Here is a 17792-nt window from a genome sequence, read left to right on the forward strand (position 1 = left end):
CTGCCGGGCGGCGGGAGCCGCAGTCCCGCCTTCTCCCGCTCCCCCGCGCATTCCCGAAAGGTCTTCCGTGTCCGAATCCGCAGCCCCGCACGCCCTCGACCTGGCCGCCTTCCCGGCCGACTTCACCTGGGGCACCGCGACCTCCGCCTACCAGATCGAGGGCGCGGTGGCCGAGGACGGCCGTGCCCCGTCCATCTGGGACACCTTCTCCCACACCCCCGGCAAGGTCGACAACGACGACCACGGCGACATCGCCTGCGACCACTACCACCGCTGGCCCGAGGACATCGCCCTGATGCGGGAACTCGGCACCGACGGCTACCGGATGTCCATCGCCTGGCCGCGCGTCCTGCCCGGCGGCGACGGCCCCGTCAACCCGGCCGGTCTCGACTTCTACGACCGCCTCGTCGACGCCCTGCTCGCCGCCGGCATCACGCCCTCCGTCACCCTGTACCACTGGGACCTGCCCCAGGCCCTCCAGGACCGCGGCGGCTGGACGGAGCGGGACACCGCGGAACACCTCGCCGCCTACGCCTCGGTCGTCGCCGCCCGCCTCGGCGACCGCGTCACCCGGTGGGCCACCCTCAACGAGCCGCTGTGCTCCGGCTGGATCGGGCACCTAGAGGGCAGGATGGCCCCCGGCCTGACCGACCTCACCGCGGCCGTACGCGCCTCCTACCACCTCCTGCTCGCGCACGGCCTGGCCGTGCGGGCGGTCCGGGCCGCCGCGCCCGGCGCGCAGATCGGCCTGGTCACGAACCACTCCACCGTGGAACCCGCCTCCGCCCGCCCCGAGGACACCGCGGCCGCCGTCCGCATGGACGGCCACAGCAACCGCTGGTGGCTCGACCCGGTGTACGGGCGCGGCTTCCCCGCCGACATGCGTGAGCTGTACGGCGTGGAGCTGCCCGAGCGGCCCGGCGATCCGGAGGTGATGGCGACGCCGACCGACTGGCACGGCCTCAACTACTACTTCCCGGTGGTCGTCGCCGACGACCCCGAGGGCCCGGTGCCGTACGCCCGTGAGGTCAAGGTGCCCGGCGTGCCCCGCTCCGGCATGGACTGGCCGGTCGACGCGGCGGGCCTGGAGGGCATGCTGATGCGCCTGACCGAGGACTACGGGGCGCGCCGCATCTACGTCACCGAGAACGGCTCCGCCTACCCGGACACGGTCGCCGCCGACGGCAGCGTGCACGACCCCGAGCGCACCCGGTACCTGGAGGAGCACCTCGCCGCCTGTGCCCGCGCCGTGCGCAAGGGCGCCCCGCTGGCCGGGTACTACGCCTGGTCGCTGCTGGACAACTTCGAGTGGGCGTACGGCTACGACAAGCGCTTCGGCCTGGTCCACGTCGACTACGCGACCCAGCGGCGCACGCTGAAAAGCAGCGGGCGCCGCTACGCGGAGATCATCCGCGCGCACCGGAGCACCGTGTCCTGAGCCCGGGTGCCCGATCCTCGGTGCCGGTCCCGGGCGGACCGGCACCGAGGGTCAGGCCGACTCGCGGATCACCAGCTCCGGTTCGAAGACCACCGACGAGGGCTGCTCGGCGGTACCGCGCAGCTGCTCCACGAGCAGCCGGGCCGCCGCCGCGGCCATCTCCTCCACCGGCTGGCGCACCGTCGTCAGCGGCGGCCTGCACTCGCCGGCCGCGCTGGAGTCGTCGAAGCCCACCACGGCCACGTCGCCCGGCACCGACAGTCCCTGTTCCCGCAGGTACTGGCACGCCCCCTGGGCCATCAGGTCGTTCGCGGCGAACACTCCGTCCAGGCGGGGATGTTCGCGCAGCAGGCGGGCCATCGCCCGCCGTCCGCTCTCCGCGGTGAACCGCCCCTTGACCACGGGTACCTCGGTGACGCCCGCCGCGGCCAGTGCCTCGCGGAAGCCGTCCAGGCGCTGCCGGGCGGCGGGGGCGGAGTCGGGGGCGGCGATGGTGGCGAGGCGGCGCCGGCCCCGGGCCAGCAGGTGTCCGGCCGCGAGCCGGGCGCCCGCCTCGTTGTCGAGGTCGACGAAGCCCGCCCGCGGACCGCCCGGCGGGCGGCCGAACGTGACCGTCGTGATCCCCGCCGCGACCAGCATCCCCGGCAGCGGGTCGTCCACGTCGAGCGAGACCACCAGGGCCCCGTCGGCGGCGCCCTGTCCGAGGTAGTCCACCACCTGGCTCCTGGCCTGCGCCGATTCGGCCACCAGCAGGACCGGCTGGACGCCCCGCTCGCGCAGCAGACCGAGCGCGCCGTCGACCACGCGTCCGAAGAACGGGTCGGCGAAGACCCGGGCGGCGAAGGCCTCGCCCACCGCGGAGAGCACCAGGGCCACCGCGCCCGTGCGGCGTGTCACCAGGGACCGGGCCGCCTGGTTGGGCGTGTAGCCGGTCCGGGTGATGGCCCGGCGCACCACTTCCTGGATCTCCGGGTCCACGTTGCGCACCCCGTTGACCACGCGCGACACCGTCGCGCGCGACACCCCGGCCTCGCGCGCGACGTCTTCAAGAGTCGGTCCCCTCTTCGCCACGCAGGAACCCTAATGCGCTGTCGTCGTCCGGGTACGCGCAGGAGCCGCACGTGATCCATCAGGCTTAAGCCAAGCCGAAAGAAAAGAGCTGCACGATGCTTGACCGGCCACCGACAGGGCGGGCAAGGTTCCGGGAGAGCGCTCTCCCACACGCGCTCCCACTCTTCTCCCCTCAGTCAGACCCAAGAGGAGCCCCCATGCCTTCAGTCGGGACACCGCCTGCCTTCCGGCGCCCTTCCCCGACAGCCAGACGCGCCACCGCCGGCGCGCTGGTCTCGTCCCTGGCCGGAACGCTGCTGGCGTTCGGACCGGCCACCTCCGCCCACGCAGCCGACCCGGTGCTGCTCTCCCAGGGCCGGACGGCCACCGCGTCGTCGACCGAGGGCGCCGCGTTCGCCGCCTCGGCGGCGGTCGACGGCAACCTCACCGGCACCCGCTGGGCCAGCCAGTGGACCGACGACCAGTGGCTCCAGGTCGACCTCGGCACCAGCGCCGACATCAGCCGCGTCGTCCTCACCTGGGAAGCCGCCTACGGCAAGGCCTACGACATCCAGCTCTCCGACAACGGCACCGACTGGCGCACCGCCAAGTCCGTCACCGCCGGCGACGGCGGAACCGACGACCTCACCCTCTCCGGCACCGGCCGCTACGTCCGCCTCAAAGGCATCACCCGCGCCACCGGATACGGCTACTCCCTCTGGGAGTTCCAGGTCTACGGCAACGGCGACACCACCCAGCTGCCGGGTGGCGGCGACCTCGGCCCGAACGTGCACGTGATCGACCCGTCGACGCCCGACATCCAGGGCAAGCTCGACACGGTGTTCAAGCAGCAGGAGTCGGCACAGTTCGGCAACGGCCGGCACGCCTTCCTGTTCAAGCCGGGCACCTACGACAACCTCAACGCGCAGATCGGCTTCTACACCCAGATCGCGGGCCTCGGGCTCAAGCCCGACGACACGCTGATCAACGGTGACATCACCGTCGACGCCGGCTGGTTCGACGGCAACGCCACGCAGAACTTCTGGCGCGGCGCCGAGAACCTCGCGGTCAACCCGGTCAACGGCACCGACCGGTGGGCCGTCTCGCAGGCCTCCTCCTTCCGCCGGATGCACGTCAAGGGCGGTCTCAACCTGGCGCCGAACGGCTACGGCTGGGCCAGCGGCGGCTACATCGCCGACTCGAAGATCGACGGGCAGATCGGCAACTACTCGCAGCAGCAGTGGTACACGCGGGACAGCTCCATCGGCGGATGGTCGAACTCCGTGTGGAACCAGGTCTTCTCCGGCGTCGAGGGCGCCCCGGCGAACAGCTTCCCCGAGCCGCGCTACACCACCCTCCAGAACACCCCGGTCTCCCGCGAGAAGCCGTTCCTGTACCTCGACGGCAACGAGTACAAGGTGTTCGCGCCGGCCAAGCGCACCAACGCCCGTGGCACGACCTGGGAGAGCGGCACCCCGCAGGGTCAGTCCGTCCCGCTCAGCCGCTTCTACGTGGTCAAGCCCGGCGCCACCGCCGCGACCATCAACCAGGCACTCGCGCAGGGCCTCCACCTGCTGTTCACGCCCGGCGTGTACCACGTCGACCGGACCATCGAGATCAACCGGCCCGACACGATCGTGCTCGGCCTGGGCCTAGCCACGATCATCCCGGACAACGGCGTCACCGCCATGCGGGTCGCCGACGTGGACGGCGTGCGGCTGGCGGGTTTCCTGATCGACGCGGGACCGGTCAACTCGCCGACGCTGCTGGAGGTCGGCCCGCAGAACGCCTCCGCCGACCACTCCGCCAACCCCACCACCGTGCAGGACGTGTACATCCGCATCGGCGGCGCGGGCACCGGCAAGGCCACCACCAGCATGGTCGTCAACAACGACGACACCATCGTCGACCACACCTGGGTGTGGCGCGCCGACCACGGCGAGGGCGTCGGCTGGGAGACCAACCGCGCCGATTACGGAGTCCGGGTCAACGGTGACGACGTGCTGGCCACCGGCCTGTTCGTGGAGCACTTCAACAAGTACGACGTCGAGTGGTACGGCGAGCGCGGCCGCACGATCTTCTATCAGAACGAGAAGGCGTACGACGCCCCGAACCAGGCCGCCATCCAGAACGGCTCCACCAAGGGCTACGCGGCGTACCGCGTCGACGACTCCGTGGACACCCACGAGGGCTGGGGCATGGGCAGCTACTGCTACTACAACGTCGACCCGACGATCCGTCAGGACCACGGCTTCAAGGCTCCGGTGAAGCCCGGCGTGAAGTTCCACAGCCTGCTCACCGTCTCGCTCGGCGGCAACGGCCAGTTCGAGCACGTCATCAACGACACCGGCGCCCCCACCGAGGGCACCGCGACCGTCCCGTCGACCGTCGTGTCCTTCCCCTGACGGTCCCGTGAACTCCCTCCCGGGCGGCGCCCCGAGTCCCCGCCGCGCCGCCCGGGAGGGAAACCGACCTTCCCTCCGTACGCCCGCACAGGAGCCGCCATGCCCCCGCACCGCACCTTGAGGAGAAGACGACACGCGGCCTGTCTCGTGTCGTTGGGCGCCCTGCTCGCCGGATCCGTCACCGTGGTGACGGCCGCGCCCGCCACCGCTGCCGAAACCCTGCTCTCGCAGGGCAAGTCCGCCACCGCGTCGTCCAGCGAGGGCGCCGCGTTCGCCGCCTCGGCGGCGGTCGACGGCAACCTCACCGGCACCCGCTGGGCCAGCCAGTGGACCGACGACCAGTGGCTCCAGGTCGACCTCGGCACCAGCGCCGACATCAGCCGCGTCGTCCTCACCTGGGAAGCCGCCTACGGCAAGGCCTACGACATCCAGCTCTCCGACAACGGCACCGACTGGCGCACCGCCAAGTCCGTCAAGGCCGGCGACGGCGGAACCGACGACCTCACCCTCTCCGGCACCGGCCGCTACGTCCGCCTCAAAGGCATCACCCGCGCCACCGGATACGGCTACTCCCTCTGGGAGTTCCAGGTCTACGGCAACGGCGACACCCAGCCCGGCCCCGGCGGCGCCGTCCGGGTCACCGGCTCGCAGGGCGACTGGCAGCTGACCGTCGGCGGGCAGCCGTACACCGTCAAGGGCGTCACCTGGGGTCCGGCGATCGCCGACGCCGGACGTCACATGCCCGATGTGAAGTCCATGGGCGTCAACACCATCCGCACCTGGGGCACCGACGGCGGCACCGAGCCGCTGCTGGACGCCGCGGCCGCCCACGGGATCCGGGTGATCAACGGCTTCTGGCTGCAGCCGGGCGGCGGCCCGGGATCCGGCGGCTGTGTGAACTACGTGACCGACTCCGCGTACAAGACGAACATGCTCGCCGAGTTCGCCAAGTGGGTCGAGACGTACAAGTCCCACCCGGCGACGCTGATGTGGAACGTCGGCAACGAGTCCGTCCTCGGCCTGCAGAACTGCTACAGCGGCAGCGAACTGGAGGCCCAGCGCGACGCGTACACGTCCTTCGTCAACGATGTCGCGAAGAAGATCCACTCCATCGACCCGGACCACCCCGTGACGTCCACCGACGCCTGGACGGGTGCCTGGCCGTACTACAAGCGCAACGCCCCCGACCTGGACCTGTACTCGATGAACTCCTACGGCGACATCTGCGGTGTGCGCCAGGACTGGGAGGAGGGCGGCTACAGCAAGCCGTACATCGTCACCGAGACCGGCCCGGCCGGCGAGTGGGAGGTGCCCGACGACGCCAACGGAGTCCCCGACGAGCCGTCCGACGCGCAGAAGGCGGAGAGCTACACCAAGGCGTGGAACTGCGTCACCGGCCACGGCGGCGTCGCCCTGGGCGCGACGGTGTTCCACTACGGCGTCGAGCACGACTTCGGCGGCGTCTGGTTCAACCTGGTGCCCGACGCCCTGAAGCGGCTGTCGTACTACGCCGTGAAGAAGGCGTACACGGGTTCCACGGCGGGCGACAACACCCCGCCGGTCGTCACCGGCATGACCGTCAGTGCCGCGGGATCCGCCCCGGCAGGCGGCGAGTTCACCGTGCGCGCCGACGTCCGCGACCCCGACGGCGACGCCGTCACGTACAAGATCTTCCTGAGCGGCAACTACGCCAACGGCGACAAGCGCCTGGTCGAGGCCGAGTGGCGGGCCACCGGCAACGGCACGTTCGCCGTCACCGCCCCCGAGAAGCTCGGTGTGTGGAAGGTGTACGTCCAGGCCGAGGACGGACACGGCAACGCGGGCATCGAGACCAAGTCCGTCAAGGTCGTCGCCCCGCCCGTCACCGGCACCAACCTGGCCCTGAACCGGCCCACCACCGCCTCCTCCTTCCAAGCCTCCTACGGCGACTGCCCGTGCACCCCGCAGAACGCCACCGATGGCAACGCCACCACCCGCTGGGCCAGTGACTGGAGCGACCCGCAGTGGATCCAGGTCGACCTCGGCTCGGTCCGCTCCGTCCGCCGGCTCCAGCTCGTCTGGGACCCGGCCTACGCCAAGGCGTACGAGGTCCGGGTCTCCGACGACGGCACCAACTGGCGCACCGTGTACAGCACCACCGCCGGCAACGGCGACGTCGACACCGTCGACGTGGCCGCCGACGCCCGCCACGTCCGGCTCCAGCTCACCGCCCGCGGCACCGGCTGGGGCTACTCCCTCCATGAGTTCGGCATCTACGGCTGATCCAACCCCACCGAGGAGAAGCTGATGAGAACACGATCGAGAACCCTGTCCGCCCTCTTGCTGACGGTCGCGCTGGCCGCCTCCGCGTCGGTCACCGGCACGTTCGCCGCGGCATCCGACGTCGGTGGCCGCACCGGAGCGTCCGCCCACGCCGGCCACGCCATGGCGGCGGCCGCGGTACCCACGGCCGACGACCCCGACGGCGACGGCTACATCCCGGCGAACCCGCCGGTCACCGGCGTCACCCCGTCCCAGGCGACCCCGCCGCCGCGCTACCACAAGGAGTTCCAGGCCAACTGTTCCGTCACGCACACCGCGCCGGACGACCCGATCGTGTACCCGGGGCAGCCCGGCAGGTCCCACGACCACACCTTCATGGGCAACACGACGACGCACGCGGGCAGCACGACGGCCGGCCTCTACGGAGGGAGCACCACCTGCAAGGCACCGGCCGACGCGTCCGCGTACTGGATGCCGTCCCTGTACAAGGGGGACGAGAAGATCCTCCCCGTCGGCCCGCAGGTGATCTACTACAAAGCCGGTGTCACCGACTACACCAGCGTGCGGCCCTTCCCCAAGGGACTGCGGTACGTCGTCGGCAGCCCCATGCAGAGCGCCCAGGAATTCCGCAGCCACAAGGGCTTCGTCGAGGGCTGGGAATGCGGTGACAGTTTCTTCAACGTCGACATCCCGGCGAGTTGCCCGAGCCGGCCCGACGTTCAGCTCAACATCCGCTTCCAGGCACCCAGTTGCTGGGACGGCAAGTACCTCGACACCCCCGACCACCAAAGCCACATGGCCTACCCGGTCGTCAAACCCGGCACCAACGACAACATGTGCCCGGCCTCCCACCCGGTCGCCCTGCCGATGATCGAGTTCAAGATGGCCTTCCCGGTCAACGGCGACATGAGCGACGTCCGCCTGGCCAGCGGACGCGGCTACTCCTTCCACTACGACTTCTTCAACGCGTGGGAGGAGCGCACCCTCAAGGCCCTGGTGGACCACTGCATCGTCGGCGGACTGCAGTGCGACACCCGGGGCTACGACCAGAACCACCCGGAGCGGGGCGCGGTACTGAACGCCGACCACCGCCTCCCCTGACCCCCTCCCCCTCCCGTCGGCCCGGACGCCTCCTCCCCCTCCCGGTGTCCGGGCCGACGCCCACTCCAGCGAGGACCGCCACCCGCCATGACCACGACCGCCCCGTCGGCCACCGACCGCCACGACGCCCTCATCGACCGGCTGCCCCCGGACTTCCGCTTCGGTGCGGCCACGTCCGCGTTCCAGATCGAGGGCGCCACCGCCGAGGACGGCCGCACCGCGTCCATCTGGGACACCTTCTGCCGCGTCCCGGGGGCCGTGGACAACGGTGACACCGGTGACATCGCCTGCGACCACTACCACCGCATGCCCGAGGACGTCGCCCTGCTGGCCGCGCTCGGCCTGGACACCTACCGTTTCTCCGTCTCCTGGCCCCGCGTCCAGCCCGGCGGGCGCGGCCCGGCGAACCCGGCCGGCCTCGACTTCTACGACCGACTGGTCGACGAACTGCTCGCCCGGGGCGTCACGCCGTGGCTCACCCTCTACCACTGGGACCTGCCGCAGGAGCTGCAGGACGCGGGCGGCTGGCCGGCCCGCGACACCGCCCACCGGTTCGCCGACTACGCCGAACTGGTCCACGAACGCCTCGGCGACCGCGTCGAACACTGGACCACCCTCAACGAGCCGTTCTGCTCGGCCGTACTCGGTCATGTGGAGGGCGTGCACGCGCCGGGCGGCCGTTCCCTCGCCGACGGTGTGCGCGCCGTACACCATCTGCACCTCGGGCACGGTCTCGCCGTGCGGCGGCTGCGCTCCGCCGCCCGCCGTCCCCTCGACATCGCCGTCGCCCACCTGCTGGGCACCAGCCGGCCCGCCTCCGGCAGCCCGGCGGACCGCGAGGCCGCCCGCCGGGCCGACGCCTTCGGCTTCCGCTTCTACCTCGACCCGATCCTGCGCGGCCGCTACCCGCGGGACCTGATCGACGACCTGGCCGCGCGGGGCGTCCGGATCCCCGTCCGCGACGGCGACCTGGAAATCATCGCCGAGCCCGTCGACACCCTCGGCGTCAACTACTACCGCTCGATGCGCGTCTGCGGAACCGACGAGCGCGGCGCCACCGTCGACGCCCACGGCGCCCCCGTCACCCGCGGACTGCCGCACGGCGGACTGCCGGTGACCGGGCTCGGCTGGGAGGTGATGCCGCACGACCTCACCGAGCTGCTGCTGCGCATCGCCCGCGACTACCCGGGCGTGCCCGTGATCGTCACCGAGAACGGAGCCGCCTACGAGGACCGGCCCGACGCCGAGGGCTTCGTGGACGACACCGAGCGCACGGCCTACCTCGCCGCCCACCTGGCGGCCGTCGCCGAGGCCCGCGTCCGCGGGGCCGACGTCCGCGGCTACTTCGCCTGGTCCCTGCTCGACAACTTCGAGTGGGCGTACGGCTATGCCCAGCGCTTCGGTCTCGTCCGCGTCGACTACGCGACCCAGACCCGCACGCCGAAACGCAGCGCGCTGTGGCTGCGCGACACCGCCCACCGCGTCCGCGGTGCGTCGGGTCACGGGTGACCCGGCCCCGGTGCCGCGCGCCACATCGCTTCGGAGCGGGGGATCAGCGCGGCCAGCCGCAGTGGACGTGCCTGCCGTGCCCGGCGTCACCGGGGCCGAGGACCTCCTTGGCGCCCAGCTTGCGGCAGGCCGCCATCAGGGCGCGGTGCGGGGCGCCGGAGCCGACGTGGCGGCCGTTGATGTGGTTGATGTCGAAGGCGAGCCCGGCGTAGTGCTTGGAGTTGGTGCTGTGGTCGCCTCCGACGATCTCGGAGACGGAGATCCGGTAGCCGTGCTCGGTGCGCAGCTTCAGCAGGCCGTTCAGCATGCGGGTGTCGAGGTTGACGCGGCGGCCGGGCTTGTCGCTCCAGGGGCTGGTCAGAGCGCCCTTGCCGTTCGCCGTGTCCACGATGTTCTGCCGGGCGGTGGAACCCGCGTGGCGGCCGCCGGGATGGACCGTGGCCAGTGTGATGCCGCCCGTGTCGAGGATCCGCCGGGCGAGCGCGGCCCGGCCGCCCTCGGGGGCGCCGGTGCGGGCGGCGAGCAGCGCGGCCCAGGTCCGGGAACCGGCCACGCCGTCGGCGGTCAGCCGCGCGGCCTTCTGGAACGCCTTGACCTTCGCCGTGACACCGGCGGAGAACACGCCGTCGCCGGGGACCGCCTGGCCGCGGGCCGTCAGCAGGGCCTGGAGTGCCCTGACCGCGGGCCCGCGCGCGCCCTCGCGCAGGGTGGGCACCAGCTTGCTCCAGGTGGCGGAGCCGACGACGCCGTCGGCGGGCAGCCGCTGCGCCCGCTGGTACGCCTTCACCGCTTCGGTGGTGGCGGATCCGAACACCCCGTCCAGGGCGAGCCGCCGGCCGCGCTCCACGAGCAGGTGCTGCAACGCGGTGACCTCGACTCCCTGGTCCCCGGCCCGGAGCAGCGGCCAGGTCGCGGCGGGCGCCTGCGCGCGGGCGCCGACAGCGGCGGCCGGTGCGGCCGTGGTGGGCGCGGCGGTGGCGGCGGGCCCGGCCGCCAGGCCGGATCCGGTCACGACGACGGCGGTGAGAGCCGCCGCGGCGAGCCGGGCGGCGCGGGGGCGGCGGTGCGCGGTGGTCGAGTACATGGATGACTCCTTCTCAGCGTGGGGGTGCGGGAGGGGCCGGTGCGGGCCGGCGTTCACGACCGGCCGACGAGCGCGGCCCAGGTCCGGGGCCCGACGACTCCGTCCACGGGGAGACCGGCGGCCCGCTGGAACGCCTTGACCTGCGTGGTCGTACGAGGTCCGAACACGCCGTCGGCGGGGACGGTGTGGCCGTTGGCGGTGAGCTGGCGCTGCGCCGCTTCGACGGCCTTGCCACGGCTGTCCGGGGACAGCGTCGGGACGAGCGCCGCCCAGGTGCGGGCGCCGACCAGCCCGTCCACGGGGAGACCGGCGGCCTGCTGGAACGCCTTGACCTGGGTCGTCGTACGGGGCCCGAACACACCGTCCGCGGGGACCTGGTGGCCTCGGGCGGTGAGCAGGAGCTGGGCCGTCGTGACGTCGACGCCGCGCGCGCCGGAGCGGAGCGTGGGCCAGCCGGCCGTGCCCGGCTGGCCGGCTCCACGGCCCGCGAGGGCCCGCAGCTCGGCCGGGCCGCCGCGGAAGACGTCGAGGTCGGTTTTGCCCGGGATGCCGGGGGTGCTGCCGCGGTCGGTGTGCTGCCAGAACGTCCACGAGCCGCCCGCGCCGGGGACGGGCTGCGGTTCCCGGGAGCCGCTGCCGTACCGGGCGAGCCACAGCGGGTGCCCGGCGAAGACCTCCCCCTTGCCCGCCATGCACTCCCGTACGAAGGAGGCGCGGGTGTAGACGATCGGAGTGACGCCGAAGGCGCTCCGCACCTCGTTCAGGAAGACTCTGATCTGCTGGGCGCGCAGGGCCGGCGGACACACCTCCCGGCCGTCGCGGAGGACCTTCTCCACGTCGAGGACGGGTGGCAGTTCGCCGGGGCGGCCGCCCTGGTAGCCGGCGGCGCGCGCCGTGGCCACGAAGTGCCGCGCCTGGGCGGCCCCGTCGGTGGTGCCGCGCGGGTCGAAGAAGTGGTACGGCGCCCGCAGCAGCGTCGTACGCGCGGCGGCGGCGTGGTCGCGGGCGAACCAGGGGTCCTTGTAGCGGGTGCCCTGAGTGGCCTTCAGGAAGGCGAAGCCGTGGTCGCGGGCGACGCGCCGCCAGTCGATCGGGGTGCGCTCCGCCGGGCCGTGGTTGTGGTGACTGGTGTCCACGCAGGTGACCCGGTAGGCCGACGGGGGCGCTGCCTGGGCGGGCGGTGTGAGGGCCGGGAGGGCGGCGAGGGCGGCGCCCAGCGCCGCCGCGGCACATGCCAGGCGCACTCGTACGGGTGATGTTGTGACCATGATCCGGTTCCTTCCGATGGCTGGTCCCGACGCCCGCGGCACGGCCCGCCGCGCCGTCCGCGCAGGCAGGAGCGTCCCCGCGAGGGGGCGAAGGGGTAGGGGGACGCGGGGCGGTGTCGCCGGCCGCGGACTCACCCTGCAACAAGATCCACGGTGCGAACTACCATCTCCGGCACGCGGCTTGATGCATCCATGCACGGCCGCCTATGCAGGCCCACGACCTGCGGTTATGCACCGACACGAGCAAGGCGCGGAACAGTGAGCGGATTATCGGAACAGCCCGGGGAGCGGTCGCCCGGAGCGGAACTCGCGGTGATGCTGAGGCGATGGTGGGAGCAGTCGGCACGCGACGGGAGCGAGAAGCCGACCCAGGAGTCGCTGTCGAAGCGGCTGGGCGTGGACCAGACGACGCTGTCGCGCTACCTCAATCCCCGCCACGGGTCGAACGCACCGCTCCACGTCGTCGAACTGCTGCACAGTCATCTGCGGGCACCCGTGGACGACCTGGACCGGGCACGGGCCCTGCACGCGGCGGCGGTCGCCGGCAGCGCGAACCGGCGCGGCGCGCGCCCCGCGCCGAGCGCCGGCGCGCCGACCGCTCCACGGGACACCGTGACGTCGGCCGAGCCGCAGCCGGTACCGGCGGACGAGGCCCACGGGGCGCCTCGGCGCGGCACCCGGTGGGGGCGGGCCGTCGCCTGGCCGCTCGTCGCGACCGCCTCGGTGCTGCTCCTGGCCGGTCTGGGCGTGTGGTGGGCGAACATGAACGCGGACCCGGACGCGGACAGCGCCCGGGTCACACGCGAGGCGGCCGAGAAGCTGTCCGCCACCGGTCCAGCCGCCGTGCCGCGGTGGCCGCTGGTGCAGGAGGGCGACCGCTTCTGGACGGTGCGGACCGTGCAGTTCCTGCTCGTCGCGCACGGGCACCGGGTGGAGGTCGACGGCAGGTTCGGCAGGAGGACCGCGGCGGCGGTGAAGGCGTTCCAGGCCGACCACGCCCTCCTCGCGGACGGCGTGGTCGGGCCGAAGACGTGGCCCCTGCTGGTGAGCGAGGTCGACGCCCGTTCCGCGGGCTCCGACGTCGAAGCGCTGCAGTTCCTGCTCGACAACGCCGGTCTGCCCACGGACATCACCGGCGCGTTCAGCGCGGCGACGGCCCGCAACCTCGCCTCGTTCCAGGAGTCCCACGGGCTGCCGGCGACCGGCGAGGCGGATGTGCCGACCTGGCGCGCCCTGATGGCGGCTCAGGCGCCGACGCTGCGCACCCGGCCGTCCTGAGCCCGGTCCGGCCGGCTCACCCGCCCGCTCCTCACACGCGCGTGCAGGTGTGGACGGTCATGCCGCTCGGCTCGATGTGGCGGATGCGCAGCACGCCGCTCCGCTTGGTGTAGTTCACGTCGAGCTGCTGGCCGTCGCCGGTTCCCGGCATCCCCGGCGGCTGCCAGGGCAGGAACAGGGACACGGAGTCGCCGACGGTCGCCGGCACGTTCTCGGCGGCGGCCTCGTCGGTCGGCTCACCCGGCTCGCCGGCGCCCTCACCGCTGCCGAAATCGCCGGAGACGCCCAGCACCAGCCGGCCGCCCTGGAGCGCCCAGGTGCCCTGCTCGGCCTTGCCGCCGCCGAAGTCCAGTGTCCAGGCGCCGTCCCGGACGGTCGCGGAGTACGAGAACGTCTCCCCGTCGGTGGTCTCCGTGGTGATCTTCCAGGAACCGCGGACGAAGGCGGCGAGGGTGTTGCCCGCGACTCCCTTGGTTCCGCCGCCCCCGCTCCCGGTCCCGCCGCCGACCCGACCACCGCTGCCGCCCTGGCCGTCGCCGCCGGTCGTCCCGCCGTCGCTCTTCGTCCCGCCGCTGCCCTTCTTGTCCCCGTCGCCCTTGCAGGCGGCGAGCAGTGTGGCGCCGACACCGACGGCGAGGTAGCGCAGAGCGGTACGGCGGCCCACCATTCGGGACATCGCCCGCAACACGTCGAGACTCATCGCTTTTCCCCGTTCATGCCAATCTCGTGATCGACGGCGAGCCTACTGCGGCCGTCGTTGAACCGGGCAAGTGGCCCGGCTCACATGGCATGTCAGGGCCACCGCCGACACCATGGTCCTCGTCACCGGCAGGCCGAAGGGATCCAGGATGTTCCGCAAGGTGCTGGTCGCCAACCGAGGCGAGATTGCGATTCGCGCGTTCCGCGCCGGATATGAGCTGGGCGCGCGCACCGTCGCGGTCTTCCCTCACGAGGACCGCAACTCACTGCACCGGCTCAAGGCCGACGAGGCCTACCAGATCGGTGAGCAGGGGCACCCGGTGCGCGCCTATCTGTCCGTGGAGGAGATCGTCCGGGCCGCCCGCGAGGCCGGTGCGGACGCCGTGTACCCGGGGTACGGGTTCCTGTCCGAGAACCCGGAGCTGGCGCGCGCCTGCGCCGAGGCCGGCATCACGTTCGTCGGCCCGGACGCCGACACGCTGGAGCTGACCGGCAACAAGGCCCGCGCGGTGGCCGCCGCCCGCGCGGCCGGGGTGCCGGTGCTCGGCTCCTCGGCGCCTTCCACCGACGTCGACGAGCTGGTCCGTGCCGCCGAGGACATCGGTTTCCCGGTGTTCGTCAAGGCGGTCGCGGGCGGCGGCGGTCGCGGCATGCGCCGCGTGGAGGATCCGGCGGCGCTGCGCGAGTCCATCGAGGCGGCCTCGCGGGAGGCGGCGTCGGCGTTCGGCGACCCGACCGTGTTCCTGGAGAAGGCGGTCGTCGATCCGCGCCACATCGAGGTGCAGATCCTCGCCGACGGCCAGGGCAACGTCATGCACCTGTTCGAGCGGGACTGTTCGCTCCAGCGCCGCCACCAGAAGGTGATCGAGCTGGCTCCGGCGCCGAACCTGGCTCCCGAGCTGCGGGAGCGGATCTGCGCGGACGCGGTGCGGTTCGCCCGCGAGATCGGCTACCGCAACGCGGGCACGGTGGAGTTCCTGCTCGACCGGGACGGCAACCACGTCTTCATCGAGATGAACCCGCGCATCCAGGTCGAGCACACCGTCACCGAGGAGGTGACGGACGTCGACCTGGTCCAGTCCCAGCTGCGTATCGCGGCCGGTGAGACGCTGGCGGACCTGGGGCTGTCCCAGGAGACCCTGACGCTGCGGGGCGCGGCCCTCCAGTGCCGTATCACCACCGAGGACCCGGCGAACGGCTTCCGCCCGGACACCGGCCGGATCAGCGCCTACCGCTCCCCCGGCGGCTCCGGCATCCGGCTGGACGGCGGCACGACCCACGCCGGTACGGAGATCAGCGCGCACTTCGACTCCATGCTGGTGAAGCTGACCTGCCGGGGCCGGGACTTCACGGCCGCGATCGGCCGGGCCCGGCGTGCGGTGGCCGAGTTCCGCATCCGCGGCGTCGCCACGAACATCCCCTTCCTCCAGGCCGTGCTGGACGACCCGGACTTCCAGGCCGGCCGGGTCACCACCTCGTTCATCGAGGAGCGGCCGCATCTGCTGACCGCGCGGCACTCCGCCGACCGCGGCACCAAGCTCCTGACCTATCTCGCCGACGTCACGGTGAACAAGCCGTACGGCGAGCGCCCCGAGCTGGGGGACCCGGCGGGCAAGCTGCCGCCGCTGCCCGCCGGCGCGCCGCCCGCGGGTTCGCGCCAGCGCCTCACCGAACTCGGCCCCGAGGGCTTCGCCCGCGCGCTGCGCGAGGCGCCCACCCTCGGCGTCACCGACACCACCTTCCGCGACGCCCACCAGTCGCTGCTGGCGACCCGGGTGCGCACCAAGGACCTGCTGGCGGTGGCCCCGCACGTGGCGCACACCCTGCCCGGACTGCTGTCCCTGGAGTGCTGGGGCGGCGCCACCTACGACGTGGCGCTGCGCTTCCTCGCCGAGGACCCGTGGGAGCGGCTGGCGGCGCTGCGCGAGGCGGTGCCGAACATCTGCCTCCAGATGCTGCTGCGCGGCCGCAACACCGTCGGCTACACGCCGTACCCCACGGAGGTGACCGACGCGTTCGTGCAGGAGGCCGCGGCCACCGGCATCGACATCTTCCGCATCTTCGACGCGCTCAACGACGTCTCCCAGATGCGTCCGGCGATCGAGGCCGTACGGGAGACCGGTACGGCGGTCGCGGAGGTCGCGCTCTGCTACACCGCCGACCTCTCCGACCCGAACGAGCGGCTCTACACCCTCGACTACTACCTGCGGCTGGCCGAGCAGATCGTCGAGGCCGGCGCCCATGTGCTGGCCGTCAAGGACATGGCGGGCCTGCTGCGCGCCCCGGCGGCGGCGACGCTGGTGTCCGCGCTGCGCCGCGAGTTCGACCTGCCGGTCCATCTGCACACCCACGACACGGCGGGCGGCCAGCTCGCCACCTACCTCGCGGCGGCGCAGGCGGGCGTGGACGCGGTGGACGGGGCGGTGGCCTCCATGGCGGGCACCACCTCGCAGCCGTCGCTGTCGGCGATCGTGGCGGCGACCGACCACTCCGACCGGCCGACCGGCCTGGACCTCACGGCCGTCGGTGACCTGGAACCGTACTGGGAGGGCGTCCGCAAGATCTACGCCCCCTTCGAGTCCGGGCTCGCCTCCCCCACCGGGCGTGTCTACCACCACGAGATCCCGGGCGGGCAGCTGTCCAACCTGCGCACCCAGGCGGTCGCGCTGGGCCTCGGGGACCGCTTCGAGGACATCGAGGCGATGTACGCCGCCGCCGACCGCATCCTGGGCCGGCTGGTGAAGGTCACCCCGTCCTCCAAGGTGGTCGGCGACCTGGCCCTGCACCTGGTGGGTGCCGGGGTGGCGCCGGAGGACTTCGAGGCGACGCCGGACCGGTTCGACATCCCGGACTCCGTCATCGGGTTCCTGCGCGGTGAGCTGGGCACCCCGCCGGGCGGCTGGCCGGAGCCGTTCCGCACCAAGGCGCTCCAGGGGCGCGGCGAGGCCAAGCCGGTGCGGGAGCTGACGGAGGAGGACCGGGCGGGGCTGGAGAAGTCCCGGCGGTCGACGCTCAACCGGCTGCTGTTCCCGGGCCCGACGCGTGACTTCGAGGCCCACCGTCAGGCGTACGGCGACACCGGCGTGCTGGACAGCAAGGACTTCTTCTACGGTCTGCGCCCCGCCAAGGAGTACGCCGTCGACCTGGAGCCCGGCGTGCGGCTGCTCATCGAGCTGCAGGCCATCGGCGAGGCCGACGCGCGCGGCATGCGCACCGTGATGTCCAGCCTGAACGGCCAGTTGCGGCCTATCCAGGTGCGGGACGCCGCGGCCGCGTCGGACGCGCCCGTCACCGAGAAGGCCGACCGGTCCGACCCCGGCCATGTGGCGGCCCCGTTCGCGGGCGTGGTGACGCTGGCCGTCGCCGAGGGCGACGAGGTGGCGGCGGGGGCGACGGTGGCCACCATCGAGGCGATGAAGATGGAGGCCGCGATCACCGCCCCGAAGGCCGGGCGGGTGCGCAGGCTCGCCATCAACCGGGTCCAGCAGGTGGAGGGCGGTGACCTGCTGGTCGAGGTCGGCTGACCTTCGCGCACGATCACACCCGGCCGGGGCGGCTCCGTCGCCCCGGCCGGGTGTTTTCCGGCTTCTTCCGCTTCACCCAACCCCCGCATGCTCGTTTCTGCTTGGAACTGCTTCTTTTCAATCACCTATTGACACCTGGCGCTTGCGTGGACAAAGTCATGCGGCAGCAAGAGC

General features: G+C 72.6%; 11 protein-coding genes. 7 read left to right on the forward strand and 4 right to left on the reverse strand.

Going from position 1 to position 17792, the window contains the following annotated elements; translation table 11 throughout:
- The first annotated feature begins 67 nt into the window (after positions 1 to 67).
- A complete protein-coding gene (locus tag ACSU6L_RS02390) occupies positions 68 to 1438 on the forward strand; it encodes a GH1 family beta-glucosidase (RefSeq protein WP_437053010.1) in 1371 nt (456 codons plus the stop codon).
- 51 nt (positions 1439 to 1489) lie between these two features.
- Here the strand turns inward: ACSU6L_RS02390 and ACSU6L_RS02395 are convergent, their stop codons facing one another.
- Positions 1490 to 2509: a LacI family DNA-binding transcriptional regulator gene (locus ACSU6L_RS02395; RefSeq protein WP_437053012.1), complete on the reverse strand. Its 1020-nt coding sequence runs from the start codon at positions 2507 to 2509 to the stop codon at positions 1490 to 1492.
- Between the two features lie 197 nt (positions 2510 to 2706).
- Between ACSU6L_RS02395 and ACSU6L_RS02400 the strand changes: the two genes are divergently transcribed.
- From ACSU6L_RS02400 to ACSU6L_RS02415, 4 genes are all read left to right on the forward strand, one after another.
- A complete protein-coding gene (locus ACSU6L_RS02400; RefSeq protein WP_437053014.1) occupies positions 2707 to 4893 on the forward strand; it encodes a galactose-binding domain-containing protein in 2187 nt (728 codons plus the stop codon).
- A 99-nt stretch (positions 4894 to 4992) separates the two neighbouring features.
- Positions 4993 to 7155 carry a discoidin domain-containing protein gene (locus ACSU6L_RS02405; RefSeq protein WP_437053016.1) on the forward strand — a complete coding sequence of 721 codons (2163 nt, stop codon included), beginning with the start codon at positions 4993 to 4995 and terminating at the stop codon, positions 7153 to 7155.
- Between the two features lie 24 nt (positions 7156 to 7179).
- Positions 7180 to 8256 carry a DUF1996 domain-containing protein gene (locus tag ACSU6L_RS02410; protein ID WP_437053018.1) on the forward strand — a complete coding sequence of 359 codons (1077 nt, stop codon included), beginning with the start codon at positions 7180 to 7182 and terminating at the stop codon, positions 8254 to 8256.
- A gap of 87 nt (positions 8257 to 8343) precedes the next feature.
- Positions 8344 to 9765 (forward strand): GH1 family beta-glucosidase, encoded by a 1422-nt coding sequence (locus tag ACSU6L_RS02415; RefSeq protein WP_437053020.1) that lies wholly within the window; start codon positions 8344 to 8346, stop codon positions 9763 to 9765.
- Between the two features lie 43 nt (positions 9766 to 9808).
- Here the strand turns inward: ACSU6L_RS02415 and ACSU6L_RS02420 are convergent, their stop codons facing one another.
- Both ACSU6L_RS02420 and ACSU6L_RS02425 read right to left on the reverse strand, forming a co-directional pair.
- Positions 9809 to 10849, reverse strand: coding sequence for a peptidoglycan-binding domain-containing protein (locus ACSU6L_RS02420; protein ID WP_437053021.1), 1041 nt, complete (start codon positions 10847 to 10849; stop codon positions 9809 to 9811).
- A 53-nt stretch (positions 10850 to 10902) separates the two neighbouring features.
- The gene (locus ACSU6L_RS02425; RefSeq protein ID WP_437053023.1) at positions 10903 to 12117 is read right to left on the reverse strand and encodes a peptidoglycan-binding protein; all 1215 of its coding nucleotides are present in this window, start codon (positions 12115 to 12117) and stop codon (positions 10903 to 10905) included.
- Between the two features lie 258 nt (positions 12118 to 12375).
- On the opposite strand from ACSU6L_RS02425, the gene ACSU6L_RS02430 reads away from it, so the two are divergent.
- Positions 12376 to 13395: a peptidoglycan-binding protein gene (locus ACSU6L_RS02430; protein WP_437053025.1), complete on the forward strand. Its 1020-nt coding sequence runs from the start codon at positions 12376 to 12378 to the stop codon at positions 13393 to 13395.
- 31 nt (positions 13396 to 13426) lie between these two features.
- Here the strand turns inward: ACSU6L_RS02430 and ACSU6L_RS02435 are convergent, their stop codons facing one another.
- Positions 13427 to 14095: a lipocalin family protein gene (locus tag ACSU6L_RS02435; protein ID WP_437053027.1), complete on the reverse strand. Its 669-nt coding sequence runs from the start codon at positions 14093 to 14095 to the stop codon at positions 13427 to 13429.
- A 148-nt stretch (positions 14096 to 14243) separates the two neighbouring features.
- On the opposite strand from ACSU6L_RS02435, the gene ACSU6L_RS02440 reads away from it, so the two are divergent.
- The gene (locus ACSU6L_RS02440) at positions 14244 to 17618 is read left to right on the forward strand and encodes a pyruvate carboxylase (protein ID WP_437064730.1); all 3375 of its coding nucleotides are present in this window, start codon (positions 14244 to 14246) and stop codon (positions 17616 to 17618) included.
- Positions 17619 to 17792: the final 174 nt, after the last annotated feature.

The organism is Streptomyces sp. enrichment culture (genome assembly GCF_964272855.1).
GTDB lineage: Bacteria > Actinomycetota > Actinomycetes > Streptomycetales > Streptomycetaceae > Streptomyces.

What these genes read in the sequence shown, in the direction of transcription:
- ACSU6L_RS02400 (WP_437053014.1), top strand. Translation starts at nt 2,707, where the DNA reads ATGCCTTCAGTCGGGACACCGCCTGCCTTCCGGCGCCCTTCCCCGACA.
- ACSU6L_RS02405 (WP_437053016.1), top strand. Translation starts at nt 4,993, where the DNA reads ATGCCCCCGCACCGCACCTTGAGGAGAAGACGACACGCGGCCTGTCTC.
- ACSU6L_RS02410 (WP_437053018.1), top strand. Translation starts at nt 7,180, where the DNA reads ATGAGAACACGATCGAGAACCCTGTCCGCCCTCTTGCTGACGGTCGCG.
- ACSU6L_RS02415 (WP_437053020.1), top strand. Translation starts at nt 8,344, where the DNA reads ATGACCACGACCGCCCCGTCGGCCACCGACCGCCACGACGCCCTCATC.
- ACSU6L_RS02420 (WP_437053021.1), bottom strand. Translation starts at nt 10,849, where the DNA reads ATGTACTCGACCACCGCGCACCGCCGCCCCCGCGCCGCCCGGCTCGCC.
- ACSU6L_RS02425 (WP_437053023.1), bottom strand. Translation starts at nt 12,117, where the DNA reads ATGGTCACAACATCACCCGTACGAGTGCGCCTGGCATGTGCCGCGGCG.
- ACSU6L_RS02435 (WP_437053027.1), bottom strand. Translation starts at nt 14,095, where the DNA reads ATGAGTCTCGACGTGTTGCGGGCGATGTCCCGAATGGTGGGCCGCCGT.
- ACSU6L_RS02440 (WP_437064730.1), top strand. Translation starts at nt 14,244, where the DNA reads ATGTTCCGCAAGGTGCTGGTCGCCAACCGAGGCGAGATTGCGATTCGC.